A 26,274-nucleotide genomic window follows, 5' to 3' on the forward strand; every position below is an offset into this window, starting at 1 on the left:
AAAACGCCCATCTGTCCCTGTAGGAACGAGCTTGCTCGCGAAAAACCTGAGAGCGCTGCGGGCCATCAGGTTACCCGCGTCATCGTTAACGCTCTTCGCGAGCAAGCTCGCTCCTACCATTGGATTTCTGTTGCCGGGTTTTCATCTCGCTGACAATCACCGCCGCCACAATCAACACCGCCCCGAACATTGCAATTGGCGGGAAGCGCTCACCGGCGATCCGCCCGATCACCCCGGCCCATACCGGTTCACCGGCATAGATCAGAGTGGCGCGGGTCGGCGAGACGCTTTTCTGCGCCCAGTTCATCGCCAGTTGAATCACCGCACTGGTCAGGCCCAGGCCCACCGCGCTGAACAGCAGTACCCATGAAAAGTCCGGCAATGCCTCGCCCGTCGGTACTACCAGCAGGAATGAAAGAAGCGACGCAGTGGCCAGTTGCACCACCGTCACCCGGCGCACATCTACCTGGCCGGCATAGGCGCTGATCAGGATGATTTCGGCGGCAATCGCAATGGCGCCGATCAGGGTGGCGATTTCGCCGGGGCTGAAATTCAGCGATGCGCCGGCCGGCCCCGTCAGCAGCATCAAACCGGCGAAGGCCAGCATAATGCCAATACTTGGCATCAACCCCGGACGGCGTCCCAGCACCAGCCATTGCAGCAGTGGCACAAACGGCACGTAGAGCGCGGTGATAAACGCCGACTGGCTGCTGAGGATGGTCTGCAGGCCAATGGTTTGCAGGCCATAACCAAACATGATCGCCGTACCGATGAACGCGCCGGCCTTGAGCTCGAATCGCGTCAGGCCACGCAGGTTGCGCAGGGAAAACAGGCCGACCACCAGCGCCGCCGCGGCAAAACGCAGGCCGACGAAGAACATCGGCCCGCTGACGGTCATGGCGTGTTGCACGAGGATAAAGGTGCCGCCCCAGATCATGGTGATCAGCACGAGCACGCATTCGGCTTTGCTGAAGCGGGAAAACAGCGGGGAGGCGGTCGAGGTGGTCATGGCGGCTCTGGTCTTGCACAGGAAGGGCGCGGAACGCACAATGCGCCGCAGCTGGGCAGTATACTGCGCAAACCCACCGAGTGAGCAATATAGTGCACAAAGAAAATTCGCAACGGGCTTCGGTTCTGCAGCACGTCAGCCAGAACGTTCGTCGCCTGCGTCACGCCGCCGAACTGAGCCAGACCGCCCTGGCGGAAAAATCCGGGGTCAGCCGGCGCATGTTGGTGGCCATCGAGGCGGGCGAAAAGAACGTCAGCCTGTCCACCCTCGACCGCGTGGCCGAAGCCCTGGACGTGGCCTTCAGCGACCTGATCCAGGCGCCCGACGCCCGTGACCACAGCCGCATCAACGAACTGGCCTGGGCCGGCGAAATCGAGGGCAGCAAGGCCGTATTACTGGCCAAGGCCACCGCCCGGCGCGAAGTCGAGTTGTGGGAGTGGCGCCTGGAACCGGGCGACCGCTATTGCCCGGATCCCGACCTGGAGGGTTGGAGCGAACAGTTGTTCGTGTTCGAAGGCAGCCTGACCCTGGTGGTGGACGACGTCGAAACCATCATCGCCGCCGGTGAGTTCTTCATGTTTCCCAGCCACCAGCCCCATGCCTATCGCAATGAGGGGCCTGTGGCGGTGCGGTTTATCCGCAATGTGGTGATCTAGACCCACACATCATTGAGCATGGTCCGCTCGCCGCCCTGATCGCCGGTATTCAACACCCCACAGGGCTCGACCAGCAGTAAATTCACCTCGCCCTCGGCATACGGCTTGTGTTCCACGCCCTTGGGCACCACGAACATCTCGCCGGTGCCGATCTGTACCGCGCCATCGCGAAAATCAATACGCAGCACGCCATCGAGGACGATAAACGTCTCATCGGTATCCGCGTGGCTGTGCCAGACAAAATCCCCCTCGATCTTTACCACCTTGAATTGGTAGTCGTTCATCTGTGCGACGACCTTGGGCGTCCATTGCTCGCTGAACAGGCTGTATTTGTGCGCAAAGTTGATGGCGGTGTAGGCGGGCATGGCAGTCATCTCCGTTGATTCGGGAAAGGCCTGACCTTAAGTGCAACGCGAAAACCGGTATTGAATGATCGTGCGATTGTCAGCTCAATAGAAACGTTATATTGTATCTATCAATAACGATTCTCATGTGCCGCCAAGCCTGAGGTCGGCTTGTTTATTTTCGGCTCAAGGGATTGCAGATGAACCAGTTGCACGGGATAGCTCCGCGGTTTTCAACATTGTTGGTGGCGGGCGTGCTGTCCTCGCTTCCCGGCGTGCCCGTAGCGGCGCAGGAACGCGAAGAGTCAGTCACCGAACTTGAAGCCACCCAAGTCAGCGCGCCGCTGAACAAGGCGCTGGAGGTCAATGCCGGTGGTTTCGGCGCCAAGGACGCCATGGAAATCCCCCTGGCCATCCAGAGCTATTCCAGCAAGACCATCGCCGACAGCTCCGCGCGCACCGCCGTGGATGTGCTGAGCCTCGACCCTTCGGTGCTCAGCTCGTCTGGCGGCAGCGGCTTTGACAACTTCCGCCTGCGCGGCTTTGCCATGGATAACTTCAACACCATCCGCCGCGACGGCCTGACCCTGGCCCCGCACCACGATGTGCCCCTGGAAAACGTCGAGCGCATCGATGTGCTCAAGGGCCCGTCGGGTTTCCTCTACGGCTTCAACTCGCCGGGCGGCACCATCAACTACATCCTCAAGCGCCCGACCCTGGAGCCGCTGCTCAATGTCAGCGTACAGGGCTCGTCATTGCTCGGCCGCTACGTGGCGATTGATACCAGCGACTCATTCAACGACGGCGCCTTTGGCTATCGCCTGAATGCCGGCTACGAAAAAAACGGTGACTTCGATCACGCCCGCGACATGGAGCGCAAGTTTATCGGCCTGGCCACCGATTTTCGCTTGAGCGACCGTGCGCTGTTGCAACTGAACGCCGACTGGTCACGCAAGTCCACGGTCTCCGACCCGTTGCTGCGTGCCGACCAGAGTGGCCGGGCCAACCCGCTGGACCCCTCCAGCTATGTACTGCCGCCCAAGGTCAATCGCCGGGATCTGCTGACCGGGTCCTGGTTCCGTCACCAGACCGAGGGCGCCAACCTTGACGCCAAGTTCGAGTACGAACTGGATGACAACTGGACCTCCGTGACCCAGGGCAACTACTCTCGGGTCGAGCGCCATGGCGGCTACAACGATCTGTTCGGGATCAAGCCCAACGGGGACATTGGCTCGGCCGACTTTTACGTGTCCCGTGGTGAAGTGTTCAGCACCTGGTCGCTGCAGTCTTACCTGGCCGGCAAGTTCGCCACCGGCAACATCTACCACGACGTGTTCTTTGGCACCGGCTACAAACAGTTCAAGGATGTCAGCCCGTTCTGGGATTCGGTGGACAGCGGCACTGCGGGCATTGGCATCGGCGACGTCTCGGTAGGCAACATCCTGCACCCGGTCAACCCGCCCAAGTGGCATTTCGGCCCGGAGCGGCCCACCGACTTTGTGTCCTCCATCAAGGAAACCTCGGTCTTTGCCAGCGACCTGATTTCCCTCACCGAACAATTCCAGGTGATGCTCGGCGGGCGTTATATCTGGTACCGCGCCGATGAGCTGTCGGCCATCGCGCCCTCGCAAAGCCATAACGTGTTCGTGCCCAGCGCCGCGCTGATCTACCGGCCGTGGGACAGCCTGATGACGTACGTCAGCTACTCCAAAGGCTTTGAAAAGGGTGACTACGCACCCTACAACGCGAGCAACGCCAACCAGCCCACCGATGCCATCGAGTCCAAGCAGTACGAGGTAGGCCTGAAGCTGGACCTCAATGAGCGCCTGAACCTGGGCCTAGCGGTGTTCGATATCCGGCGCCGGGCCAGTTACCTGAACACCAGCAACACCTATGTCAGCAACGGCGAATACCATCACCGTGGCGCCGAGTTGACCCTGTCCAACCGCGTCACCGATGCCCTGACCCTCACCGCCAATGCGGCTTACCTGTCCACGCGCATGGAAGATGTCGATGACGTCACGGTAGAAGGCAAGCGCACCGAAAGCGTGCCCAAGTGGAAAGGCGCGGTCGGTGCCCTGTATAGGGTGGCCGCCGTGCCCGGCCTATCGTTGGACAGCACCGTCAGCTATGTCGGCAGCCGCCCGGTGGATGCGCAGAACAGCGGCTACATCCCCAGCTATACCTTGCTCGACGCCGGTGTCAGCTACCGCTCGAAACTGGCGGATACCCCCGTGACCTACCGCCTGCACGGCAAGAACCTGACCAACAAGTACTACTACGCCAGTGCCTACTATCAAGGCGGGCTGGATGTAGGGCGTGAGCGCGAAGTATTCCTCTCGGCCAAGTTCGAGTTCTAGAACCATGACTTATTCCAGCTCATTGCCCGGCCTGCGCCACCTGTGGGTCGAGCGCTTGCTTGAGCAGCATCCGGGCACGTTGACCGAGCTGGTTGACGGTCTCGGCTCGCCGCTGCATCTGCTGTGCCCGCAGGTATTCCACGCCAATGTCGAAGCCTTCCAGCACAGCTTTACCCAGGCCCAGACGCGCGGCAGCCTGTTGTTCGCGAAGAAGGCCAATAAGGCCAACTGCTTTATCCAGGCCTGCGCCCAGTGTGCGATTGGCGTGGATGTAGCCAGCGTCGGTGAGCTGCAAAAGGCCCTGGCGGGCGGGGTCGCCGGCAGTGATATCGGCGTGTCCGGACCGCGCAAGAGCGATCAATTGCTGGGGCTGAGCCTGAGCCATCAATGCCTGTTGGCGGTGGACTCGCTGGAGGAACTGCTGCGTATCCAACAACTGGCCCAATCCCTGCGGCAACGGGCGCATCTGTTGCTGCGTTATTGCCCCAGCAACCAGCCCCACAGCCGTTTCGGCCTCAATGCGCGGGAGTGCGACCAGGCCTTGATGTTCTGCCGCCAACATGCCGCGAACCTGGACCTGCAAGGCTTTTCTTTTCACCTGGGCGGCTACGACACCGAACAGCGTGCGCAAGTCGCCAGCCATTTGGTCGACCTGTGCCTGGCCAGTGAGTTGGACAATTGCCGCACCGTCAACCTGGGCGGTGGTTTTGCCGTGCGCTATGTCGACCCGGCGCAATGGCAGGCCTTTATGGCCGAGGACTGCGCCGAGCGCTATCACAGCGACAAGGGCTTCGCCGGTTTCTACCCCTATGGTGCGCCGCGCGCCGGCGCCGAGGCCCTCGACGACATCCTCGCCACACCCGTCAGCCCCGGCCTGAGCCTGGCGCAAAAAGTCATCGAATACGGCGTGCGGCTGCTCATCGAACCCGGCCGCGCCTTGCTCGACCAGGCCGGCATCAGCGTGTTCCGCGTGCAGGGTGTCAAGGACCGCAGCGCCAGCGACGGCTATGCGCTGGTCACTGTGCAGGGCAGCAGCTTCAACCTCTCCGAGCAGTGGTTCAACAGCGAATTTTTGCCCGACCCACTGTTGCTGCCGGCCACACCGCGGGCGCGGTCGCCCTTTGTCGCCTGCATCGGCGGGGCCACCTGCCTGGAGTCAGACATGCTGACCTGGCGCAAGGTCGCCTTCGATTACCCGATCCAGGCGGGTGACTTGCTTATCTACCTCAATACCGCCGGCTATCAGATGGACTCCAACGAGTCGCCCTTTCACGAAGCCCCGTTGCCACACAAAGTGGTGCTGGAGCTGCGTAACCGACACCTGCGCTGGAAGCTGGACAGCCTGGCTTGAGCGTGCAAACCCTTCCACAAGGAGTCTTGAGTGAACAGTTTGAAAAAAGCCGCGGCCCCCGCCGATCTATGGGTGCTCCCCCAGGCCGCGCTCGAAGACCTGGGCGTGAGTTACCGCGAAGTCCTGCAGGTGGTCGAGCAGGCGTACAAGGCCTTGCGCAGCGGCGATTCGCAGAACCCGCTCAAGACCATTGTCGAGCCGGCTGACCGCCACTCCATCAGCTACTCGATGGTCGGCCGCGATGGTGCCAGCCACACGGTGGGCTTCAAGGTGGTGTACGAACACGATCCGCAACGCACCCGCGATGCCTATCAGTTCCACTCGTTTATCTTCCTGTGTGATGACCGCACCGGCCACCCGATTGCCCTGATGGACGTGGTCAAGCTCGGCCCGCTGCGCACCTCGGCGACCTCGGCACTGATGGCCAGGGCTGCGTGCCCGGATGCTCGCACGGCGCTGGTGGTGGGTACCGGTGTGCAAGGCCAGATCGCCTTGCCGATGTTGCTGGCGGCCATGCCTGACCTGGAGCGCTTGTATGTCTACGGGCACTACGCCGAGGGCTTGCGTGCGGTGCGCGAAAACCTGCACAAACACTACCCGCTGCGCGATGTGATCGTGGTCGATGACCTGCAGGCTGCGGCGGGCGAGGCCGATATCATCCTCGGCGTGGCCGGGCTTTCGGCGCGCCAGCAAGTACAGCGTGCCTGGCTCAAGCCTGGCGCCGTGGCGGTGCTGGTGGGCTATGGCATCGATGCCGACGTGCTGCACGGCGCCGACTACCGCATCGCCACCGATACCGCGCAAATGCAGGTCACCAGCGCCGACCTGGCGGCCGCCGATGGCAGCCTGCCTGAGGTGGACGCCGAACTGCCGGATATCCTTCTGGGCCGGGCGCCCGCACGGCGCCATCCCGATGATGTGGTGTTTGCCTACAACAGCGGCATGGTGGTGACCGATGTCGCCCTCGGCCGCTTGATGGCCGATCGCGCGCTGGCGCAGAACCGTGGGCAGAGGGTCCAGCTATGGTCGGCCTGAATGCCGCACAACCCGGCGCCTGGCGCGCCGACAGCCGGGCGCTGCTGTTGCTGGCACTGCCGCTGATCCTGACCAACCTGGCGTATGTGGCCCTGACCACCATCGATATCGTGGTGCTCGGCACCCTGGGCGCCAAGGAGTTGGCCGCCGGTGGCCTGGCGCTCGCACTGTTCAACCAGTTGCGCACCACCGGCACCGGGCTGGTCACGGGCGTCAGCAATCTGGTGGCGCAAGCCAACGCAAGGGGCGATGAGGCTCAAGTGCGTGCGCTGCTGGTGGCGGGCCTGTTCTGGGCCACCGTCAGTGGCCTGGTGTTTATGGGCGTATTGTTGGCGTTGCGCCAACCACTGACATGGCTCGGCCAGGACGCCAGCGTAGTGGCCGGTGCCATGGACTTCCTATTGATTATTGCCCCTGGCCTGTTGCCGTGCCTGTGGTTCCAGGCGCTGCGCCACTTCACGGTCGGCCTCAAATTCCCCGGCCCGTTGCTGGCGATCACCTTGGTGTCGATCGTTCTCACGGCGGCCCTGAACTACGTACTGGTGTTCGGCAAACTGGGCCTGCCGGCCTATGGGCTGGCGGGGGTGGCGATTACCAGCGCGGTGGTGTTCTTGCTGTCGTTCCTGATGTTCCTCGCGGTAGTACTGACCCATCGGCGCCTGGCCGGTTACTTCACGCTTGCGCACTTGCGCTTTTCGCCGGACGCGCTCAAGGCGGTGTGGAAGCTCGGCCTGCCGATTGCCGGGACCTACGCCAGCGAGGCTGGGTTCTTCAGCGTGCTGACCTTGCTGATCGGCACCCTGGGCATGGAAGCGCTGGCGGCGCAGACGGTGCTCAACCAGATCATCTACATCGTGTTCATGTTCTCGGCGGGGATCTCCCATGCCGCTTCCATCCATATCAGCGAGGCCTGCGGCACCGGGCAGTATCAGCGCGCCCGGCAACTGGGGCGCCTGGGGCTGGGCCTCGGGGTGCTGGTGATGCTGTTGTTTGCGATTCCCTACGCGCTGCTGCCCGAACAGGTGATAGGCCTGTTTATCAGCACCGAACACGCCAACAACCTGGATGCCGTGCGCCTGGCGACCACCGGTTTGTTGATCGCCATCGTCCTGCAGGTGTTCGACGCCAGCCAGAACATCGGCAACGGCATCCTGCGCGGCATTGGCGATACGGCGGGGCCGCTGCGGATTTCACTGTTCGGCTACTGGCTGGTGGGCCTGCCCGCTGCCTGGTTGCTGGGCATTGTCAGCCCTTACGGGATCTTTGGCGTATGGGCCGGTTTGGCGATTGGCCTGGCGGCCACGGCGTTGCTGCTGATCGTCTCGTTTGAACGGCAACTCAAGGCGCTGGACCGCGCGGGCGCCATCGCACTGTCATAACAAGGAGGTGTTCCATGCATCAAGACAACCCCGCACAGCGCATTGAGGCGCTGGTGCGGCCCAGTGTGCGGCGCTTGCCCCTGTATGATCCGGGCGCCGATCCACGTCAGTTGGGTACGCCCACGGTGACCAAACTGTCCAACTGCGAAAACCCGCTGGGCATGTCGCCGGCAGCCGCGGCAATGCTTGCGCAACAGGGCGGGGCAGGGCTTGCGCGCTACCCCGACCCCACAGGCCGTGCGCTGCGGCAACTGATCGGCGGGCATTTGGATGTGGATCCCGCCAGGCTGATCCTCGGCAATGGCTCAGAAAACATCCTCGAGCTGTTGTGCCTGGCGCTGCTTGATCCCCAGGATCGGGTAGTCACCCAGCAACCCTGTTTCAGCCTGCATGAAAGCCTGCCGCTGATGATGGGCGCGACGGTGGACAAGGTGCCGCTCAACCCGGACTTCAGCGTCAACCTGCACGCCTGGAACACGGCGCTCAAGCAACCGGCCAAGCTGTTGATGCTCAGCACCCCCTGCAATCCGGTGGGCACGGCGCTGTCCAGTGCCGAGCTGACGGCCCTGATCGCCGCCGCCCATCCCGACACCTTGCTGGTGATCGATGAGGCGTACTTCGAGTTCGTCGAGGACGGCGCCGATGCCCTGGCGATCCTCGGTGCACAGTCGCGGCCGTGGATCATCCTGCGCACGTTCTCCAAGGCGTATGGGTTGGCGGGGCTGCGGATCGGTTATGGCATCGCTTCGCACCCCAGCCTCATCGATGCGCTGCACCGGGTGCGCACGCCGTACAACGTCAATCAAGCGGCCCAAGAGGTGGCCAAGGCCGCCTGGCTCGACCCGCACCATGTGAAGCGCAGCCGCGAGTTTGTCGCCAGCGAGCGCCGACGCCTGACTGAAGGGTTGCAGGCTGCGGGGTTTCGCGTGGCGCCGTCCCAGGCCAATTTCCTGTTTATCGATACCGCCTGCAACGCCCTGGAAGTGGTCGACGAACTGCTCAAGGACGGGATCATCGTCAAGGCCTGGCGTGAGCCTGGGTACAGCGGTTTCATCCGCGTGTCCTTGGGCCTGGCCCACGAAAACCAGGCGTTTCTCGCCAGCCTGCAACGCGCCGTCACGGCCCTGGCCGGATAAGCGCCGCGCCGGTTTTTCATACTGCCCAGAGGTTGCCATGATCAACACTTGCCTGTCCGAGCTGATCGGCGATACGCCGCTGCTCAAATTGTGCGTCACCGAAAACGGCAGCTGCGTGCTGCTCAAATTGGAGCAATTCAACCCCACCGGCACCGCCAAGATCCGCATGGCCCGGCAGATGCTCGACGAGGCGCAGGCCTCGGGGCAGCTCAAGCCGGGTGGGCGGATTGTCGAGTCGACCTCGGGCAACACCGGGTTGGGCCTGGCGTTGCTGGCTGCCGAGCGAGGTTACCGCTTCACTGCGGTGGTCGACGAACACGCCAGCCCCGACAAACTGCTTGCGATGCAAGCCTTTGGTGCGCAACTGGTGCGGGTCGGCGACCCCGGTGGCGGGCTGGCCACCGCCGACCGCGATGCCACGGCCGAGCGCATCGCCGTTGAGCAGGGCGCCTACTGGACCCGCCAGCATCACAACCCGGCCAATGCCAACGGCTACACGCAACTGGCCGAGGAACTGCGCGCGGTGCTTGGCGATGAAGTCCACTACCTGGTGGGCGCCGTAGGCACCGGTGGCTCGCTGTGCGGCACCGCGCGCGCCTTGAAACGCCATGCCCACAGCCTGCAAGTGATCGGTGTCGAACCCTGCGGCTCGGTGATCTTCGGCGGCCCCGGTGCGCCGTATCACCAGTCCGGCACCGGCACCCCACAAGGCGCAGAAATCGGTGCCGTGGTCGACTACGCACTGATCGACAAAGGTCTTACCGTCAGTGATGCCCAGGCCTTTGAGACCGCGCGCTACCTGGCCCGGCATTACGGCCTGCTGCTGGGCGGTTCGGCAGGCGGAGTTATCTACCAGGCCCTGCGCGAGGCACGGCACGCGCCGGCCCACAGCGTGATCGTGGCGCTGGTGTGCGATGGCGGCGAAAAGTACCTGGATACGGTGTTCAACGACCAATGGATGGCAGATCGGCAGTTGCTGGCGCCCCAGGTGCATCGCGAACTGGAGCAGTGGTTGGGCGCGCTGCCCCAGCTCAAGCAGCAAGCCTAGCGGCTTGCCTGGGGCGCCGGCCTTCGCTACTGTGGCGCCCCGCCCGCGTGAGCCCCGCCATGAGTGACACCACTGTCGAACTGATCCAAACCGGCCCGGAACAGGCCGAACTGATCTGCAACCTCTACCAGTTTTATGCCTATGAATCCTCGGATTGGGAACAGGAAGATGTCGAGCAGGACGGCCGCTTCTACATCCATGAAGAACACCTGGCGCGCTACTGGCAAGAGCCGCAGTGGAGCGCCAACCTGCTGTTGGTGGACGGCTACATCGCCGGATTCCTGCTGATCGAGCGCAGCGAGCTGCCGGGGATCAACGCGCTGGAGCTGGCCGACCTGTTTATCCTCAAACGCTACCGACGCAAGGGCATAGGCCGTGCCCTGGCCACCCAGGTATTGACCAGCGGCGACGCTGACTGGCTGGTGCGTTTCTACGACCAGGACGAAGCCTCCCAGGCGTTCTGGCGCAGTGTGCTGGACAACCTGCCGCGCCCGGTGCAGGCCATTGAGCTGGATGACGAACCGCAGTTGTTGAGCTTTTTGGTAACCCGGGCGGTGGTTCACTGACCTGTGGGAGCGGGCTTGCCCGCGATAGCGGTGTAGCAGTGGCTGCATTCGGTACTGACCCACCGCTATCGCGGGCAAGCCCGCTCCCACAGAGGGTAGGTGTTTGTCTGGATTACCGCCGATTGACTTCGGTTGAACGGTGGGGCGGCTATGCTGGTCAACTGACCTTCAATGTCGATGCAAACAGGTGACCGCAATGGCCAAGACTTACAGCTACGCCGCCCGTGACGCCAAGGATGCCCTCAAACCCTTTACCTTCGAGCGCCGTACCCCCGGTGCTGACGATGTACAGATCGATATCCTCTATTGCGGGGTGTGCCACTCCGACTTGCACACGGTACGCAACGAGTGGAACAACACCCTCTATCCGTCGGTGCCGGGCCATGAAATTGTTGGCCGGGTGACAGCGGTGGGGGCCAATGTCAGCCGCTTCAAGGTCGGCGACCTGGCTGGCGTCGGTTGTATGGTCGACAGCTGCCAGCACTGCGAATCCTGCGCCGAGGGCGAGGAGCAGTACTGCGAGAGCGGCTTTACCGGCACCTACAACGGTCCGGTGTTTGGTGGCGAGAACACCTTTGGCGGTTACTCGGACAACATCGTGGTCAAGGAGAAGTTCGTCCTGCGCATCTCCCACGACGAGGCGCAACTGGCGGCCGTGGCGCCGCTGTTGTGTGCCGGTATCACCACCTATTCGCCGCTGCACCACTGGAAGGTCGGGCCTGGGCAGAAGGTCGGCGTGGTCGGCCTCGGTGGCCTGGGGCATATGGCGGTGAAAATTGCCCATGCCATGGGCGCCCACGTGGTGTTGTTCACCACCTCGCCGAACAAGCGCGAAGACGGCCTGCGCCTCGGGGCCGACGAAGTGGTGGTGTCGAAAAACCCGGACGAAATGGCCAAGGTCGCCAACAGCCTGGACTTCATCCTCAATACCGTGGCCGCGCCCCATGACCTGGACGCGTTCCTCAACCTGCTCAAGCGCGACGGCACCATGACCCTGGTGGGCGCACCGGACAGCCCGCACCCATCGCCCACGGTATTCAACCTGATCTTCAAGCGCCGCAGCCTGGCCGGCTCATTGATCGGTGGCATCCAGGAGACCCAGGACATGCTGGACTTCTGCGCCCGGCACGGCATCGTCTCGCAGATTGAGATGATTGATATCCAGGGCATCAACGAATCCTATGAGCGCATGCTCAAAGGCGATGTGAAATACCGCTTCGTGATCGATATGGACAGCCTCAAGCGCGAGATCCAGGGGGCCTGACAGCCCTCCAGGAAGCCCGCTGTGGTGCTAGGGCTTTTCGTGGCGAGGGGGCACCCCCGCTGGGCTGCGCAGCAGCCCCAAAACCTGCTATCTCGGTTTATCTGATAGACCGGGGTGAGGCTTATTGGGGCTGCTGCGCAGCCCAGCGGGGGACAAGCCCCCTCGCCACAGCAGGCCCTCTGGCCACAAGCCCCCAGCCACAACCGGCCAGCCGCCACTCAGCGGGCGCTATAGGGCAACAGAAACGCCACGCTAAGCCCCGCCAGCGAAATCAAGCCAAACCACGCCACTGGCCCCATGGCCCAGCCCCACACATGCACACTCACGGCAAAGCTGGCCGCCAGCAGCACCCAGCCCATCCCCCGCAAGCCACGCCGCAGCATGGGCGAGGGCAGGCGGTGCCAGAGCTGTTTGTAGTGCCGTTCCAAGCCTAGGCATAAGCCCAGCATTCCACCGCAGGCCAGCAACAAGGCGGCTATCAATGCCATCTCAGTTGACCTGCGCTACAGGTTGCTTGCCCACGCGCCGTGGGGCGCGCTCCTTGGGCGCCTGGTACAGCTTCCAGCACGGCCAGGCCAGCAGCAGGCCGAGGGCGACGCTGGTCAATTCCAGGTAGAGGTAATCACCCAGGCTTTCCCCCAGCAGGCTCAGGGCCGGCAGGCTGATACACAGGGCGGCGGCCAGGCCCAACTGTTCGCGCCAGGCACTGCGCCAGGGGCGGATAATCGCGTGGCCCAGGCTCAGCAACCACACCAGGAAAAACACCCGCACCTCCCAGCCACCGCGCTGGGCCAGTTCCACCGGCAGCAAGCGGTTGGCCCACAGGAAGGCCACGCACGCCACCATCAACCCGGCCACCACCGTCACATTCAGGCGTTCGGCGATGTGGTAGAGCAGGGCGCCCACAGCCCCTTCGCCATCGTGGCGCCGACGGCGCTTGACGGTAAACAGCACCACCCCGGTCGCGAGCATCGCGCAACTGGCCAGGCCGCAGACAAAGTACAACCAGCGCATGGAGTAGCCACCAAACTGGGCAAAGTGCAGGCCGGCCATGACCTTTTGGGTCAGCAGGCTTGGCCGGCTGACGGCGGGTTGGCGCAGGACTTCACCGCTGACCCCGTCAAACAGCATGCTCTGGCCCTTGGTCAGTTCGATGCGATTGCCCAGCACCGGGCGCGCCTCGATCCGCGCGTTGCTGCGCCCTGGGTTGTGGATCGACAGACTGGACACCGGCCCCATGGCTCGCTCGGCCTCGGCCAGCAGGGGCTCAAGCGCGGTCAACTCGGCCGCCTCGCTGCGCGTGGGGCGTTCGCCGCGCACCTGCTGTTCGGCGGGCGCACCCCGCAGGGCGCGGCCCAGGTTGTCGCGATCGCCATCGAACAGTGCATCCACCGCCGCCGGCATGTAGATCAGGTAGAAAATCACCAGCCCGGTATAGGTGATCATCAGGTGAAAGGGCAGTACCAGCACTGCCGTCGCATTATGCGCATCCAGCCACGAACGCTGGCCCTTGGCGGGACGGAAGGTGAAGAAGTCCTTGAAGAACTTCTTGTGAATCACAATCCCGCTGATCAGCGCCACCAGCATCGCCATGGCGGCCAGTCCGACGGTCCAGATCCCCAGGTCACGGGGCAGGTTGAGGGTGAAGTGAAAGCGGAAGAAGAACCCGCCACCGGCCGTTTCGCGCACGGCCAGGGGCTCGCCGGTGCGCGGGTCGAGCGCGGTGCCGCCGCCACGGCGTTGTTCGCCGGCCGATACCGTCAGGGTGTCGGAACGCTCGCCAGGCAAGCCGATGTTCCAGGTCTTCGCCTGGGGATGCTGGCGCGCCAGATAACCGAGGGCCTGTTGCGCGGCGGCGCTTTGCGACAGGCTGGTGGCGGGGATTTCCGGGCGCATCCAGCCGTCGATTTCCTTGTCGAACACCGCCAGGGTGCCGGTCAGGAAGATCGCAAACAGCAACCAGCCAAAAATCAGCCCGCTCCAGGTGTGCAGCCAGGCCATGGATTGGGTCAGGGTCTTGTGTTTCATCCCAGCACCTCGCGCCATTGTGGCCAGAAGCCGATGGCGGCCAATGGCAGCGCCAGGGCCATCCCGGCCCAGGCGCGCCAGGCGTTGCGACAGGCGAAGGTCCAGAGAATCGCCAGGGTATAGATCAGGAAGGAGGGCAGGCTGGCGACCACCAGCGCGTCGACCTTGTCCATGGGCAACAGGCGCGCCAGGGCGGCGGTAAACGCATAGGTAAACAGGTAACCGCCGATCAGCGCGGCGACAATCCGCGAGAGAGTCGGCCAGGCAGGGGATTTGCTTTTCATAGAGGGCTCATCAGCGTTAGACCTGTGGGAGCTGGCTTGCCTGCGATGCAGACGCCTCGGTCTATCAGGTAGTTTTGAGGTGATGCCATCGCAGGCAAGCCAGCTCCCACACAAGCCAATCCCACCTAGATTGAGTGGGTCACAAGTAATCCAGGGCTCGAATGCTAGTGATTCTCATATGGGAGTAAACGCAATTTACAACTTATACACTTTGAGGCGCAGATGCAGGCTCAGCCCGGGCGTGGTGTTCTGCGCCCATAACTGACCGCCTTGCAACTGCACGATGCTGCGCGCAATCGACAAGCCCAGCCCATAACCGTCACCGCCCGGGCGGGCGGCATTGAGGCGGGTGAACGGCAGGAAGATCTGCTCCAGCTTGTCGGGCTCGATGCCCGGGCCTTGGTCCTGGATGCACAGGTGCCAGAAGTCGCCCTCAAGCTTACCGGTCAAGCGCACCACGCCCTGTTCGGGGGAGTGGCGGATGGCATTGCGCAGGATATTTTCCAGGGCCTGGGCCAGGCCATTGAGGTTGCCCAGCACCCAGACGCCTGCGGGCAGCTCGCAGGGCAGGCGCTCGCTTGACCAGCCGCTTTCAAAGCAGGCGTCTTCGCGCAACAGGTCCCACAACGGCTCCATCTCCACCGCTTCCACCGGCATGGATGGGCGTTCGGTATCCAGCCAGACCAGCTCCAGGGTGTTGCCGATCAGGCGTTCCATGCCTTGCACTTCGCGCTCCAGGCGTTGGCGCAGGGCGCCCGGATCGGGCTCGCGCTCGCCGGCCACCCGCAGCCGGCTCAAGGGCGTGCGCAGTTCGTGGGACAAGTCCCGCAGCAAGCGCCGTTGCAGCACCACCGTGCTTTCCAGGCGCTCGGCCATATGATCGAAGGCCCGGGCCAATTCACCCAACTCATCGCGACGGCGCGTCACCTGGGCCCCGACCCGTGACGCCAGGTCCCCGGCGCTCAGGGCATTGGCCTGGCGCCGCAGGATCACCAGCGGCGAAATCAGCACCCGGTACAACAGCACGCCGAACAACAGCGCCAGTGAGGCCGGCAGGACGTGTTGCAGGAGGATGTTCCAGCGGCCATTGTCCTTGCGCGGGTCCAGGTGCAAGGGCAGCTCCATCACCAGCCGCGATTGGCCATCGCTGAACGGGATATAAAACGTCGGCCGGCCACCGGGGCGCCCCACCGGCCAGTCGATCCGGCGCACGAAATCCAACTTGCGCCGCTCAAGCGTGGTCAGCGCCTGGGAAGACAGCGAATGGTGGTCATCCACCACCACCGCCCACACCTGCTCCCGGGCGCGCAAGGTGTTCAGGAACTCGTCGACGCCTGCCGCGCCGCGCTCACGCCAGGCGGCTTCGGCCTGCTGCGCATAATCGGTAAGAATCTGCCGGGTGGGCGCGGGCAAGCGCGCAGTGGCTTCCTGGATACGCTGGCTCACATCCACCTGCAGGCTGACCACCAGCAGGCACAGCACCGCCAGCAGGCCGATCAGTTTCCACAACAGCGAATGACGGTTGGGCAGCCTCATGGCGCCAGCCGGGTCAGGATGTAGCCGGTACTCCTGACCGTCTCCACGCGCCCGGCGGTGTAGCCGATGACCTGCAACTTGCGGCGGATGCGGCTGACATGCATGTCCAGGCTGCGATCATGCCGGGAATAGGCCCGGTGCATCACCTGCTGGTACAGGAACGCCTTGGTCAGCACCTCATCGACATGGGCCACCAGGGTTTCCAGCACCCGATACTCGGTGGTGGTCAGGTCGGCCCACTGCTCATTGAGGCTGACATCGGTGCGCTGTTCGTCGAATGTCAGTTGCGGGTCTTCATTGCGCGCCGTGCCCGGCACCTCGTGTTCATAGGCCACGCGGCGCAGGATCGCATCGATGCGCACATCCATTTCCAGCATGCTGAACGGCTTGGGCAGGTAATCGTCGGCACCCTGGCTGAAACCGGTGATGCGGTCCTGCTCGGCGCCAAGGGCCGACATCAGGATCACCGGCACCCGTTGATGCCGGCGCAGTTGCGCCAGCACCTCCAGGCCGCTGCTGCCTGGCAGCATGATATCCATCAGGATCAGGTCGAAAGGTTGGGCGCGCACCAGCTCGACGATTTCACCCCCGTTCTGGCGCAACGTGACATCGAAGCCGCGTTGGCCCAGGTGGCTGTCCAGATGGGCGGCAAGCACCGGGTCATCCTCGACGGCGAGGATGCGACGCGCTGCGGGGAGCGAAGAGTGGGCGTGCATGGGAATTTCCTGCGAATGCGAATGTTTCTAAGTTGCGCATTCTGGCAAATCTTCCGGCACATTCCTATTGATTGCGGTTTATTGCTGCATTTGCCGGATGATCCGACAGAACACCGGATCATCCAGATACGCCACATTGAGTCGGGTCCAGGGCACCTGGTTCTTGGGTTGGGTGCAGAAAATCGCCCCCGGCGCGAGCATCACACCCTCGGCCAGGCACAGTCGGGTCAGCACATTGGCGTCGTCGATATTGGGAAAACGCGCCCACAGGTACAGGCTCTGCTCGGGGCGGCAAAACACCTCGGCGCCCAATTCGTCGAGCAAGGCCAGGCCGCGGGCGGTAGCTTGGTGCAGGCGATCCTGCAGGCGGGACAAGTGCCGCAGGAACTGGCCTTCGCCGAGGATCACGTCGATAGTCCGCTCGCTGTACTCGGCGCCGCTGTTATGCAGGATCATCTTGATATCGGCCAACTCTTCGACCCGCTGCTTGCTGCCGGCGATAAACCCGACCCGCAACGCCGCCGACACCGACTTGGAGAAACTGCCCAGGTACAGCGTGCGGTTGAGTTGGTCCAGGGCCGAGAGCTTGATCGCCGAGCTAGGCTTGAAGTCGGCCATGGCGTCGTTTTCCACCAGCAGCAGGTCGTAGGTCTCGGCGATCCGCAGCAACTGGTGCGCCTTGGCCGGTGACAGGTCGGAACCGGTGGGGTTGTGGCCGATGGACTGCAAAAAGAACAGCTTGGGGCGATGGGCCTTGAGCAACTGTTCCAACACGTCCAGGTTCGGCCCGTCGGGCTCGCGTGGCACGCCGAGCATAGTCGCGCCTTGCAATTGCAGTTTGCCGAATAGCGGGTAGTAGCCCGGGTCTTCCACCAGCACCGGGTCGCCCGGGTTGACGTAGCGTCGGATGATCAGGTCCATGGCATGGTTGGCCCCAAGCGTTGTGACCAATTGGCGGGTCGAGACCTTGATGTTGTAGTCCGCCAGCTTCTGGACCAGGCGTGCGCGCAGGCCGGCATTGCCCAGGCGCGTGCCGTAGCGAAACAACGTCGTGACCCCGGCCCGCACCACCTGGCGATGGAACTTGTCCAGGCGCATATCCATCAGCCATTCCACCGGCGGGAAACCTTCCCCCAGGGGCGAATGCCCAGGGTCGCGCAGGAACTGCTGGCGCATCATCCAGATGGTGTCCAGCGCGCGGTTGTAAGGCAGGCTGTCGTCTTCTTCGCTGGTCGGCGCCACGCGCGTGGTGACAAAAAAGCCCTGGCCGTGGCGGGCCTCGACCAAACCTTCGGCGGCCAGGTGCTCATAGGCAGTGATCACGGTGTTTTTCGAATGGCCATGCAGGCGCATGTACTCGCGCAGCGACGGCAGCTTCTCGCCGGCCTTCAAGGCGCCGTCGGTGATTTGCTGGGAGATCGCACTGGCTACCTGCTGCGCGAGGGTCGAGCGCGCCATGGGCGTTTCCTTGTAGGGTTGTTGTTATGGGTACAGTCGCGTAACTGTCCGGCAAAACTGTACCTTCTTTCAAGGCTACAGATCGGGCAACTTGGCGTCATCCAATAACAAATGACTCCCCAAGGAGCCCTCGATGCCTATCGATTCCCGCTTGCCCAATTTCCGCAGCCTGTCTCCCAGCCAGCGTCTTGACCACCTCCAGCAACTGTTGGGCCTCAGCTCGGCCGATGCCGACTTGTTGCGCGGTGCCGGCGCGCTGCCATTGGCAATCGCCGACGGCATGATCGAGAACGTGATTGGCACCTTTGAGTTGCCCTACGCCGTGGCCAGCAACTTCCAGATCAACGGCCGCGACGTGCTGATCCCGTTGGTGGTGGAGGAGCCTTCGGTGGTTGCGGCGGCCTCGTTCATGGCCAAGCTGACTCGCCACAGCGGCGGCTTCCAGACCTCCAGCAGCGCGCCATTGATGCGTGCGCAGGTGCAGATTGTCGGGGTCAGCGACCCGTTCAATGCACGCCTGAGCCTGTTGCGGCACAAGGCGGAAATCATCGCCCAGGCCAACAGCAAGGACCAGTTGCTGATCAAGCTGGGCGGCGGTTGCCGCGACATTGAGGTCCACACCTTCGCCGACAGCCCACGCGGGCCGATGCTGGTGGCGCACCTGATCGTCGATGTGCGCGACGCCATGGGCGCCAACACCGTCAACACCATGGCCGAAGCCGTGGCACCGCTGATGGAACGCCTGACTGGCGGCAAGGTGCGCCTGCGCATCCTGTCCAACCTGGCGGACCTGCGTCTGTCCCGTGCCCAACTGCGTATCGCCCCGGAGCATCTGGCCAACGCCGTGTACAGCGGAGAAGAGGTCATTGAAGGGATCATCGACGCCTACACCTTTGCGGTGATCGACCCGTACCGCGCGGCGACCCATAACAAAGGGATCATGAACGGCATCGACCCACTGGTGGTGGCCACCGGCAATGACTGGCGTGCCGTGGAGGCCGGCGCCCACGCCTACGCCTGCCGCAACGGTCACTACGGCTCGCTGACCACCTGGGAAAAGGACAGCGCCGGGCATTTGGTCGGCACCCTGGAGATGCCCATGCCGCTTGGCCTGGTGGGCGGGGCGACGAAGACCCATCCGCTGGCGCAATTGTCGCTGCGCATTCTTGGGGTGCAGACCGCCCAGGAACTGGGGGAAATTGCTGTGGCCGTGGGCCTGGCGCAGAATCTCGGCGCCTTGCGCGCCCTGGCCACCGAAGGCATCCAGCGCGGACATATGGCCTTGCATGCGCGCAACGTCGCGTTGTCGGCCGGCGCCCGCGGTGAGGAGTTGGACTGGCTGGTCAAGCGCATGGTCGAAAGCCATGATGTGCGCGCTGACCGGGCCGCCGAGCTGTTACTTGAAAAGCGCGGGCAATAACCGTGGACGCTGTGCGGTTGGTGGAAGTAGGCGCGCGCGACGGCCTGCAAAATGAAGCCCGCAGCCTGCCGGTAGAAACCCGCGTGGCGCTGCTGGAGGGGTTGGTCGCGGCGGGGCTGAAAACCCTGGAGGCGGGGGCTTTTGTCTCGCCACGCTGGGTGCCGCAGATGGCCGGCACCGACGAAGTGCTGCGCCGTCTCGGGCAGCCCGCCGGGGTGACCTACAGCGCCCTGGTGCCCAACCTGCAAGGCCTGAACGCCGCGCTGGCGGCGGGGTGTCGGGAGGTGGCGGTGTTTGCGGCGGCCTCCGAGGCGTTTTCCCGCAAGAACATCAATTGCTCGATTGCCCAGAGCCTTGAGCGCTTTGGTCCGGTGTTGACCAAGGCCCGCGAGATGGGCGTGGCAGTGCGTGGGTATGTGTCTTGCGCGCTGGGTTGCCCGTTCAGTGGCGAGGTTGCGCCTGGCGAAGTGGCACGGGTGACGACGGCACTGCATGAGATGGGCTGTTATGAAATCAGCCTGGGCGACACCATCGGCGTCGGTACTCCGCAAGCCACTGCCCGGCTGATCGCCGCCTGTGCTGCCGAGGTGCCGGTCAGCGCCCTGGCCGGGCACTTCCATGACACCTACGGCATGGCCGTGGCCAATGTCCAGGCGGCATTGGCGGCTGGGGTCAGGGTGTTCGACAGCTCCGTCTCAGGCCTGGGCGGCTGCCCTTACTCACCGGGTGCCACCGGTAACGTGGCCACCGAAGAATTGGTTTACCTGCTGGAACGCCAGGGCCTGGGCACCGGTGTCGACCTTGAGCGCTTGATCGAGGTCAGCGCGTTTATCGACAGCCAGTTACAGCGCATCGGTGGCTCGCGCGTGGCGAAAGCCATGCAAGCGCGCCAAAGCTTTTCATAAAGAGCCTTAATAAAAACAACAAGCCCGCAAGGGCGCGGAGGGCACCATGCATCAACCTTTTTCACCGCCAAAAAAGCAAAACCTCTACGAGGTCTGGGGCGACACCATCGATGGCCGCGACCTGATGCTGTCCATCGGCATCGGTGCAGTGGTCAGCCTGGGTGCGTATTTCGGCGCTCACTACTTGCTGCAACCGATTGTCGAGTCGGCGCAGATGGCCAAGACCTACGCCATGCTGGTGGGCGTGCTCGGCTGCCTGGGTGCAGGTGTGATCAGCGCCAAGTTGTTCCCGCCCAAGCGTGACGTGCAGGAACACGCGGCTGACCCGGCGTTTCGCGAACAAGTGGTGGCCGACCTGCTCAAGGAGTACGGCAGTCTTGGCCGGCTTGAGGACTTGTCTGACGAAGTGATCGCCGAGTTGCGCGAGCTGGAATTGTACGACTTGTTCCGTGAAGCCCAGGCGCGTGAAGAACAGGCGCACCTGAACGGAGGGCGCCCGTGATGGAAATGCTGATGCATGAAATCATGATGGCGTTCGCCTTGGGGTTGCTGGGGGCGGTGGTGTTTTCCGCCATCGGCCTGGTCTCGGGCACCGACGAAACCGCCACCCTGGCGCCGCTGACCATGCTCGTGGTGTTGCTCGGCGCACCGCCTGCCGGGGTGTTGACGTTCTTTCTTGCCGGCGCTGTCGCCAAGCACATGACCCACGCGGTGCCCACGGCCTTGCTGGGCATTCCCGGCGACACAGTGGCCACCGCCTTGCTCGGCGATGCCAACTACCTGCGCAAACTCGGCGTGCCGCATATCGCCCTGCGCAAAATGATCACCGGCGGCGCGGTGGCGGCGTTGATCGCGGTGCCGCTGTCGGTCCTGTTCGCGGTGTTACTGGCGCCGTTTGGCGGGGTGATCAAGCAGTTCGCACCGTGGGTGTTCCTGTGTGCGGCCCTGGCCATTGCGTACTTTTCTGCCGGCCGCTGGGCCTCGGTGCTGACCCTGGTGCCGTTTGTTGTGGTGATCGTCGCGTTGCAGGCCTTGACCGGCCACTACGGGGTGAAACTGTCGGTGAGTTATTTCCTCGGCATCGCCGTGGCGCCGTTGATTGCTTCACTGTTCTCGCTACTGGCTCCCGGTGAGCGCGAGCAGATGCGTCGCAACGAATACCGAGTGTTCTCCCTGGCGCCGGACGTCAAGGGCTGGAGTGGCTACTTCCCTAACCCGTTCAAGGTCATCAACCGCCGCCAGGTTAAAGTCACCGCCATGGCGGCCAGTGTGTCGAGCGCGACGTTCGTGTTCAGCCCCGTGGCGATGACCGTGATCATGGGCGAAGTGATCGGCGCGCGGATCAAGCAGGCGTATGACCGCCTGACCACGGTGATCACCGCACGAAACGGGGTCACCGAGTCCACGTACATCGCCGAAACCCTGATCCCACTGATGGCCTTCGGTTTGCCCCTGAGCCCCGTGGCTGCCGGCCCGGCCGCGCCGCTGTTCAACGCACCACCACGCTTCTGGGTGGACAACGCCAGCGGCCAGGTCAACAACCTGCATAACCTGCTCAGCACCTGGGACTTCCTCGGTTACGGCATGCTCGCCGTGATTGTGGCGATCCTGGTGGCATACCCGTTCACCATGAACTTCGCCCATGGTGCCGCCGCTTTCGTGGTGCGCAAGATCAGCCATGAAGCGGTGATCGCGACGTTTATAGGCCTGGTGCTGGTGATCGGTATCTGGGAGGGCGGTCTGCTGGGGCTGCTGGTGATCGTCACGGTGGGGTTGCTGGGTGGTTTCCTGGCGCGCTTTCTAGGCTTCAACACCGGTGTGCAGTTCATGGGGTACTACACGGCGGTACTCAGTGTGCCGGCAATCATCGCGCTGGCGGGGTAGCCAGCTCAACGGCGTCTTACCTGCAATAACCACCACACATTCCCCGGCAGATAGCCATTTATCTGCGACGGGAGACTGTTGCCTGCGATCAAGCAAAGGAATAACAACAATGAACATCCTTTCCCGCTCCACCCCTGTGCTGCTGGGCTGCCTGGCAGTCACTGCCAACAGCCACGCCCAAGGTTTTGTCGACGATGCCAAGGGCTCGCTGAACCTGCGCAATTTTTACATCAACCGCAACTTTGTCGATGGCCGCTACCCCCAGGCCAAGGCTGAGGAATGGACGCAGAGTTTTATCCTCGATGCGCGTTCGGGTTTTACGCAAGGCACCGTTGGCTTTGGCCTGGATGTACTGGGCCTGTATTCGCAGAAGCTCGACGGCGGCAAGGGCACTGCCAACACCCAGTTGTTGCCGGTGCACGACGATGGGCGCCCGGCGGATGATTTCGGGCGGTTGGGCGTGGCATTGAAGGCGAAGCTTTCCAACACCGAGCTAAAAGCCGGGGAGTGGGCACCAGCCCTGCCGGTGTTGCGCTCTGACGATGGCCGTTCGCTGACCCAGACCTTTCGCGGCGCGCAATTGACCTCCCGCGAGTTCGATGGCCTGACCCTGTACGGCGGCCAGTTCCGTGGCAACAGCCCGCGCAATGACGCGAGCATGGAAGATATGTTTATGGCCGGGCGCGCGGATGTGACCTCGGACCGTTTCAACTTCGGCGGCGCCGAATACCAGTTCAACGACAAGCGAACCCAGGTGGGCGTGTGGTACTCGGAGTTGGCCGATATCTATCAGCAGCGCTACTTCAACCTGATCCACAGCCAACCCCTGGGCCGTTGGTTATTGGGGGCCAACCTGGGTTATTTCTCCGGCGAAGAAAACGCCAGGGCCCTGGCCGGCGACCTGGAAAACCGCGCGCTGTCGGCGATGCTCTCGGCCAAGTTCAACGCCCATACGTTTTACCTGGGCGGGCAACGCATGTCCGGGAAAAACGGCTGGATGCGCGTCAATGGCACCGCCGGTACCAGCCTGGCCAACGACAGCTATAACTCCAGCTACGACGCCGCGCGTGAGCGTTCCTGGCAACTGCGCTATGACTACGACTTCGCCGCCCTGGGCGTGCCGGGCCTGACGTTGATGACCCGCTACATTCGCGGCAGCAATGCCCATGTGGGGGCGGTGACGGATGGCAAGGAGTGGGGGCGGGAGTCGGAGTTGGCGTATGTGGTGCAAAGCGGGGTGGCGAAGAATCTCAACGTGCGTTGGCGTAATTCGACCTTGCGTCGGGATTACAGCACGCTGGAATTTGATGAGAATCGGTTGATTGTCAGTTATCCGCTTTCGTTGTTTTAAACAGGTAAAACCGGAAACTGCATTCCCCTGTAGGAGCCGGCTTGCCGGCGATGGTGGTGTATCAATCGACAAAGACATCGACTGACCCGCCTCCATCGCCGGCAAGGGGACCTATCCTAGCGCTGGCAAGGATCGTTCTTGTTCAACAGATTCCCCGTCGAATACCACACGCGTTGCGCCGCTGGCCCCAGGTCCAGCGCCACCGGCGCATCTGCGCGCCCCTCCAGCAACGTCGGATAAACCCCAGGCTTGAGCGGCGACTGGCAGACAATCGGCAGCGACTGCACGGTGGTGAAGTTCAAATCCACCGTAGACACCAGTTGCGCCGCCGAAAACGGCGCTGGCGGGCCGGGCAGGGTGATGATTTCCTGGAAGTCCGGATCCTGGGCGATGTAGTGCGTCAAGTGCGCCTCTGTGCCCCGGCCAAACAGGGTGTAGACCAGCTGTTTCGGCCGGTCGATGCCCAGGTTGAACGGCCGGTAGATCACCACCGCCTCGACCGTCACGGGTACGTTGTCAAACAGCACCGGCCCCGGTGTGCCGCCGCCATCGTTGGAGTAGCCGTCAAAGATCGTCGCCTTGAACGAGGTCACTTCACCGGCCTTGAGCTGGGGCAGGGTGAACGTGTCGTCGTCGACGTTGATCAGGTTGTACGGCTTGCTCGGATTGGCCGCGCGCAGGGCCTGGTACTTGGCCATTACGTCTGCGGGCAGGCTGGCCTGGAGCACGATCTGGTACATGTGCTTTTCCGTGGTGAACATTGGCATGTGCACCAGGAACAGGGTCTGCGAGCCGACCATGAACATGCCGTGGTTGCCCGGCGCATCGGCATCGGCGCCGTTGCTGACCGCGTGCAGTTCATGGGGGGAATGGGCAACGGCCAGCGGGGCGAGGGCCATCGATAGCGCAAGCAGCAGGGTTGCAAGGGAGCGTTTCATGGTGGGCCATCCTTGAGGGTTTCGAAGGCATTTACGCGTTTGATCAGGCTTTTTTGCTTGGCCGAATCGGCGTTGTTGAACAGGAACGAAAAGTCCGAGGCCAGGCTGCTGCTGCCGGCAATCGTCGCCTGCTGATGGCAGGCATTGCAGTCCATGCTCTGGACGTAGGTCTCCATGGTGGTATTGGCCACCGGTACGTTGCTATCGCTGATAAAGGCGCCATAGGACAGGGGCACCTTCGCACCCGCGCCCGGCTCCGGGTCCGGTGCGGTCGGGGCGGTGATCCACAGCACATTGACTAGCTTGTAGTACTGGAACACCGACTGGCCGTTGGTCTGCTGGGCGAAGCTGGCCTGCACGGCGCCGTTGAGCGCCTGCATGTCCGAAGGCAAGGGGTGTTCGCGGGTGGTCTGCACCGGCTGGTTGCGTGGATAGGGTTCGGTGCATTCGCGATCAGGGTGGTGCTGCTGGCACTGGATACGGGCCACGTTGGGCGTGCACACGTCAGGGCCACCGGTGCAATTGGGGTTGTAGAAGGTAAAACCGTCAGGCGGTGTCTGTTGCGCGGGCACCTGGCCTGGCTCTTGTACGTTGTCTACTTGCTCGAAGGTGGTCCAGATAAAGTTCGGTGAACTCTGGGTCTTGTTGATGATATGCAGGCCCACCAGGCCCACCACCTGTTGGGTGCACTGCAGGGTGGCGGGGTTCTTGAGCCAGGCCACGGTGGTCAGGTAGCGCCCGTAGAGCTGGGGCTTGCCGGTGAGGATACGCCAGGCGGCCTTGAGTTCCAGGGCACCCAGTTGTTCCTGGGGCAGGGGCTGTGCCGGCATCGAGCGCATCAGCTCGCCGGCGGGCAGGGACAGCCCGGCCGGATGATTGCCATCGCTGTTTTGTGCAACGACCATTTGATTGGCGGCATCGTACAGCCCGTACTTGACGATATAGTCAAACTCGGCCTTGCCCACCTTGCGCTCGAAATACACCAGGTTGCCGGTCTGGTCCGTCAGCCAGCCGCCGGCGGCTTCCATGATCGGGTCGGGAATCGAAGCCAGGGTGCCGCTGGACAAGTGGAAGCGATGCTTGGCGTTGGTCGCGCTTTCCGAGGTGGCGTTCATGAACTTGCGCGCCCCCACCGACAGCGCTTTGAGGCTGCCCTCGCTGCTGCAATTGGACGGCACCAATGTCTGCACGCCCCAGCCTGTGGGCGGTCGGGCGCCGGGCAGGAATATATCGTTAGCGTCTTTAAAGCTTGCCCACACCGGCGCGGTGGTCATGGGTTGCCCGGCGACCTGGGGCACGCCAAATTGCGCCATGCTGATCTTGCGGTTCGGCTCGCCCGCGAGGGCTGCATTGGCTGGCCATCCGGGATCCACGGGCCAGTTCAGGGCAATAAACAGCTGCCAGCCAAAACAGTTCATGAAGCTCTGGCCAGTGGTGTTGAAATTGTTGACGGGTAGAAAACCGCCGCTGTTGGGGTCGAACACCAACTGCTGCTGGACGCAGGTATCGGCATCCGATGCCTGGGCCGTGGGCAGGAGAAACAGCGACAGCAGCGTGCCGACCAGCAGCAGACCACGTAAGCGAAATCTGTACATCATCGCGCTCC

The 26,274-nt window shown here is 63.2% G+C and carries 24 protein-coding genes; 14 read left to right on the forward strand and 10 right to left on the reverse strand.

The genetic code is table 11. The features are described 5' to 3' along the window. Positions 1-85: 85 nt before the first annotated feature. Positions 86-1,009 (reverse strand): DMT family transporter, encoded by a 924-nt coding sequence (locus tag FIV38_RS19655; RefSeq protein WP_092235574.1) that lies wholly within the window; start codon positions 1,007-1,009, stop codon positions 86-88. A gap of 92 nt (positions 1,010-1,101) precedes the next feature. Here FIV38_RS19655 and FIV38_RS19660 point away from each other — a divergent pair, with 92 nt between their 5' ends. After that, on the forward strand, positions 1,102-1,665 hold the full coding sequence (locus FIV38_RS19660) for a helix-turn-helix domain-containing protein (RefSeq protein WP_029293015.1): 564 nt from the start codon (positions 1,102-1,104) through the stop codon (positions 1,663-1,665). On the opposite strand, the gene FIV38_RS19665 is transcribed toward FIV38_RS19660, so the two are convergent. Then, positions 1,662-2,030 carry a cupin domain-containing protein gene (locus tag FIV38_RS19665; protein ID WP_092235577.1) on the reverse strand — a complete coding sequence of 123 codons (369 nt, stop codon included), beginning with the start codon at positions 2,028-2,030 and terminating at the stop codon, positions 1,662-1,664. The genes FIV38_RS19660 and FIV38_RS19665 overlap by 4 nt on opposite strands. 179 nt (positions 2,031-2,209) lie before the next feature. Here FIV38_RS19665 and FIV38_RS19670 point away from each other — a divergent pair, with 179 nt between their 5' ends. The 8 genes from FIV38_RS19670 to FIV38_RS19705 all read left to right on the forward strand — a co-directional run bounded on the left by FIV38_RS19670 (position 2,210) and on the right by FIV38_RS19705 (position 12,148). Further along, complete coding sequence (locus tag FIV38_RS19670) at positions 2,210-4,369, forward strand: TonB-dependent siderophore receptor (protein WP_081041736.1); 2,160 nt, start codon at positions 2,210-2,212, stop codon at positions 4,367-4,369. Between the two features lie 4 nt (positions 4,370-4,373). After that, positions 4,374-5,720 (forward strand): alanine racemase, encoded by a 1,347-nt coding sequence (locus FIV38_RS19675; protein WP_029293010.1) that lies wholly within the window; start codon positions 4,374-4,376, stop codon positions 5,718-5,720. A gap of 30 nt (positions 5,721-5,750) precedes the next feature. Next, the gene (locus FIV38_RS19680) at positions 5,751-6,755 is read left to right on the forward strand and encodes a hypothetical protein (protein ID WP_201975822.1); all 1,005 of its coding nucleotides are present in this window, start codon (positions 5,751-5,753) and stop codon (positions 6,753-6,755) included. Then, positions 6,743-8,134, forward strand: coding sequence for an MATE family efflux transporter (locus FIV38_RS19685; protein WP_070995244.1), 1,392 nt, complete (start codon positions 6,743-6,745; stop codon positions 8,132-8,134). Before FIV38_RS19680 ends, FIV38_RS19685 begins: the two co-directional genes overlap by 13 nt. Before the next feature lie 14 nt (positions 8,135-8,148). Next, positions 8,149-9,270: a histidinol-phosphate transaminase gene (gene hisC, locus FIV38_RS19690; RefSeq protein ID WP_092235579.1), complete on the forward strand. Its 1,122-nt coding sequence runs from the start codon at positions 8,149-8,151 to the stop codon at positions 9,268-9,270. A 37-nt stretch (positions 9,271-9,307) separates the two neighbouring features. After that, entirely contained in the window at positions 9,308-10,318 is a 1,011-nt protein-coding gene (locus FIV38_RS19695; RefSeq protein ID WP_092235582.1) for a PLP-dependent cysteine synthase family protein, read from the forward strand. Positions 10,319-10,377: 59 nt separating this feature from the next. Continuing rightward, a complete protein-coding gene (locus FIV38_RS19700; protein ID WP_092235584.1) occupies positions 10,378-10,884 on the forward strand; it encodes a GNAT family N-acetyltransferase in 507 nt (168 codons plus the stop codon). Between the two features lie 196 nt (positions 10,885-11,080). Continuing rightward, complete coding sequence (locus tag FIV38_RS19705) at positions 11,081-12,148, forward strand: NAD(P)-dependent alcohol dehydrogenase (protein ID WP_092235587.1); 1,068 nt, start codon at positions 11,081-11,083, stop codon at positions 12,146-12,148. A gap of 218 nt (positions 12,149-12,366) precedes the next feature. Here the strand turns inward: FIV38_RS19705 and FIV38_RS19710 are convergent, their stop codons facing one another. The 6 genes from FIV38_RS19710 to FIV38_RS19735 form a co-directional block, all read right to left on the reverse strand. Further along, complete coding sequence (locus FIV38_RS19710) at positions 12,367-12,636, reverse strand: DUF3325 domain-containing protein (RefSeq protein ID WP_092235590.1); 270 nt, start codon at positions 12,634-12,636, stop codon at positions 12,367-12,369. Between the two features lies 1 nt (position 12,637). After that, positions 12,638-14,176, reverse strand: a complete 1,539-nt coding sequence (locus tag FIV38_RS19715; protein ID WP_092235593.1) for a PepSY-associated TM helix domain-containing protein — start codon at positions 14,174-14,176, stop codon at positions 12,638-12,640. Then, positions 14,173-14,460, reverse strand: a complete 288-nt coding sequence (locus FIV38_RS19720; protein ID WP_092235596.1) for a DUF3649 domain-containing protein — start codon at positions 14,458-14,460, stop codon at positions 14,173-14,175. Before FIV38_RS19720 ends, FIV38_RS19715 begins: the two co-directional genes overlap by 4 nt. 195 nt (positions 14,461-14,655) lie before the next feature. Further along, the gene (locus FIV38_RS19725; RefSeq protein ID WP_029292990.1) at positions 14,656-15,996 is read right to left on the reverse strand and encodes a sensor histidine kinase; all 1,341 of its coding nucleotides are present in this window, start codon (positions 15,994-15,996) and stop codon (positions 14,656-14,658) included. After that, positions 15,993-16,712, reverse strand: a complete 720-nt coding sequence (locus FIV38_RS19730) for a response regulator transcription factor (RefSeq protein ID WP_092235599.1) — start codon at positions 16,710-16,712, stop codon at positions 15,993-15,995. The genes FIV38_RS19725 and FIV38_RS19730 overlap by 4 nt, the downstream gene beginning before the upstream one ends. Before the next feature lie 78 nt (positions 16,713-16,790). Then, positions 16,791-18,170 (reverse strand): aminotransferase-like domain-containing protein, encoded by a 1,380-nt coding sequence (locus FIV38_RS19735; RefSeq protein ID WP_092235602.1) that lies wholly within the window; start codon positions 18,168-18,170, stop codon positions 16,791-16,793. Between the two features lie 133 nt (positions 18,171-18,303). On the opposite strand from FIV38_RS19735, the gene FIV38_RS19740 reads away from it, so the two are divergent. The 5 genes from FIV38_RS19740 to FIV38_RS19760 all read left to right on the forward strand — a co-directional run bounded on the left by FIV38_RS19740 (position 18,304) and on the right by FIV38_RS19760 (position 23,730). Further along, positions 18,304-19,590, forward strand: coding sequence for a hydroxymethylglutaryl-CoA reductase, degradative (locus FIV38_RS19740; RefSeq protein ID WP_092235605.1), 1,287 nt, complete (start codon positions 18,304-18,306; stop codon positions 19,588-19,590). Beyond that, positions 19,587-20,495 carry a hydroxymethylglutaryl-CoA lyase gene (locus FIV38_RS19745; protein WP_167362646.1) on the forward strand — a complete coding sequence of 303 codons (909 nt, stop codon included), beginning with the start codon at positions 19,587-19,589 and terminating at the stop codon, positions 20,493-20,495. The genes FIV38_RS19740 and FIV38_RS19745 overlap by 4 nt, the downstream gene beginning before the upstream one ends. Before the next feature lie 46 nt (positions 20,496-20,541). Next, positions 20,542-20,997, forward strand: coding sequence for a hypothetical protein (locus tag FIV38_RS19750; RefSeq protein WP_092235608.1), 456 nt, complete (start codon positions 20,542-20,544; stop codon positions 20,995-20,997). Positions 20,998-21,008: 11 nt separating this feature from the next. Continuing rightward, entirely contained in the window at positions 21,009-22,379 is a 1,371-nt protein-coding gene (locus FIV38_RS19755) for a tripartite tricarboxylate transporter permease (RefSeq protein ID WP_413469549.1), read from the forward strand. Positions 22,380-22,488: 109 nt separating this feature from the next. Beyond that, positions 22,489-23,730: an OprD family porin gene (locus tag FIV38_RS19760; protein ID WP_092235614.1), complete on the forward strand. Its 1,242-nt coding sequence runs from the start codon at positions 22,489-22,491 to the stop codon at positions 23,728-23,730. A 116-nt stretch (positions 23,731-23,846) separates the two neighbouring features. Here the strand turns inward: FIV38_RS19760 and FIV38_RS19765 are convergent, their stop codons facing one another. Then, on the reverse strand, positions 23,847-24,668 hold the full coding sequence (locus FIV38_RS19765; protein WP_092235617.1) for a hypothetical protein: 822 nt from the start codon (positions 24,666-24,668) through the stop codon (positions 23,847-23,849). Then, positions 24,665-26,263, reverse strand: a complete 1,599-nt coding sequence (locus FIV38_RS19770; protein WP_092235621.1) for a hypothetical protein — start codon at positions 26,261-26,263, stop codon at positions 24,665-24,667. The genes FIV38_RS19765 and FIV38_RS19770 overlap by 4 nt, the downstream gene beginning before the upstream one ends. Between the last annotated feature and the right edge of the window lie 11 nt (positions 26,264-26,274).

It is taken from the genome of Pseudomonas proteolytica (assembly GCF_007858275.1).
Lineage (GTDB): Bacteria > Pseudomonadota > Gammaproteobacteria > Pseudomonadales > Pseudomonadaceae > Aquipseudomonas > Aquipseudomonas proteolytica.

Excerpts from the sequence above, each read along its gene's own strand:
- FIV38_RS19655 (WP_092235574.1), bottom strand. The coding sequence starts at position 1,009 with ATGACCACCTCGACCGCCTCCCCGCTGTTTTCCCGCTTCAGCAAAGCC.
- FIV38_RS19665 (WP_092235577.1), bottom strand. The coding sequence starts at position 2,030 with ATGCCCGCCTACACCGCCATCAACTTTGCGCACAAATACAGCCTGTTC.
- FIV38_RS19670 (WP_081041736.1), top strand. The coding sequence starts at position 2,210 with ATGAACCAGTTGCACGGGATAGCTCCGCGGTTTTCAACATTGTTGGTG.
- FIV38_RS19675 (WP_029293010.1), top strand. The coding sequence starts at position 4,374 with ATGACTTATTCCAGCTCATTGCCCGGCCTGCGCCACCTGTGGGTCGAG.
- FIV38_RS19685 (WP_070995244.1), top strand. The coding sequence starts at position 6,743 with ATGGTCGGCCTGAATGCCGCACAACCCGGCGCCTGGCGCGCCGACAGC.
- hisC (WP_092235579.1), top strand. The coding sequence starts at position 8,149 with ATGCATCAAGACAACCCCGCACAGCGCATTGAGGCGCTGGTGCGGCCC.
- FIV38_RS19695 (WP_092235582.1), top strand. The coding sequence starts at position 9,308 with ATGATCAACACTTGCCTGTCCGAGCTGATCGGCGATACGCCGCTGCTC.
- FIV38_RS19700 (WP_092235584.1), top strand. The coding sequence starts at position 10,378 with ATGAGTGACACCACTGTCGAACTGATCCAAACCGGCCCGGAACAGGCC.
- FIV38_RS19705 (WP_092235587.1), top strand. The coding sequence starts at position 11,081 with ATGGCCAAGACTTACAGCTACGCCGCCCGTGACGCCAAGGATGCCCTC.
- FIV38_RS19710 (WP_092235590.1), bottom strand. The coding sequence starts at position 12,636 with ATGGCATTGATAGCCGCCTTGTTGCTGGCCTGCGGTGGAATGCTGGGC.
- FIV38_RS19715 (WP_092235593.1), bottom strand. The coding sequence starts at position 14,176 with ATGAAACACAAGACCCTGACCCAATCCATGGCCTGGCTGCACACCTGG.
- FIV38_RS19720 (WP_092235596.1), bottom strand. The coding sequence starts at position 14,460 with ATGAAAAGCAAATCCCCTGCCTGGCCGACTCTCTCGCGGATTGTCGCC.
- FIV38_RS19725 (WP_029292990.1), bottom strand. The coding sequence starts at position 15,996 with ATGAGGCTGCCCAACCGTCATTCGCTGTTGTGGAAACTGATCGGCCTG.
- FIV38_RS19730 (WP_092235599.1), bottom strand. The coding sequence starts at position 16,712 with ATGCACGCCCACTCTTCGCTCCCCGCAGCGCGTCGCATCCTCGCCGTC.
- FIV38_RS19735 (WP_092235602.1), bottom strand. The coding sequence starts at position 18,170 with ATGGCGCGCTCGACCCTCGCGCAGCAGGTAGCCAGTGCGATCTCCCAG.
- FIV38_RS19740 (WP_092235605.1), top strand. The coding sequence starts at position 18,304 with ATGCCTATCGATTCCCGCTTGCCCAATTTCCGCAGCCTGTCTCCCAGC.
- FIV38_RS19750 (WP_092235608.1), top strand. The coding sequence starts at position 20,542 with ATGCATCAACCTTTTTCACCGCCAAAAAAGCAAAACCTCTACGAGGTC.
- FIV38_RS19755 (WP_413469549.1), top strand. The coding sequence starts at position 21,009 with ATGCATGAAATCATGATGGCGTTCGCCTTGGGGTTGCTGGGGGCGGTG.
- FIV38_RS19760 (WP_092235614.1), top strand. The coding sequence starts at position 22,489 with ATGAACATCCTTTCCCGCTCCACCCCTGTGCTGCTGGGCTGCCTGGCA.
- FIV38_RS19765 (WP_092235617.1), bottom strand. The coding sequence starts at position 24,668 with ATGAAACGCTCCCTTGCAACCCTGCTGCTTGCGCTATCGATGGCCCTC.
- FIV38_RS19770 (WP_092235621.1), bottom strand. The coding sequence starts at position 26,263 with ATGTACAGATTTCGCTTACGTGGTCTGCTGCTGGTCGGCACGCTGCTG.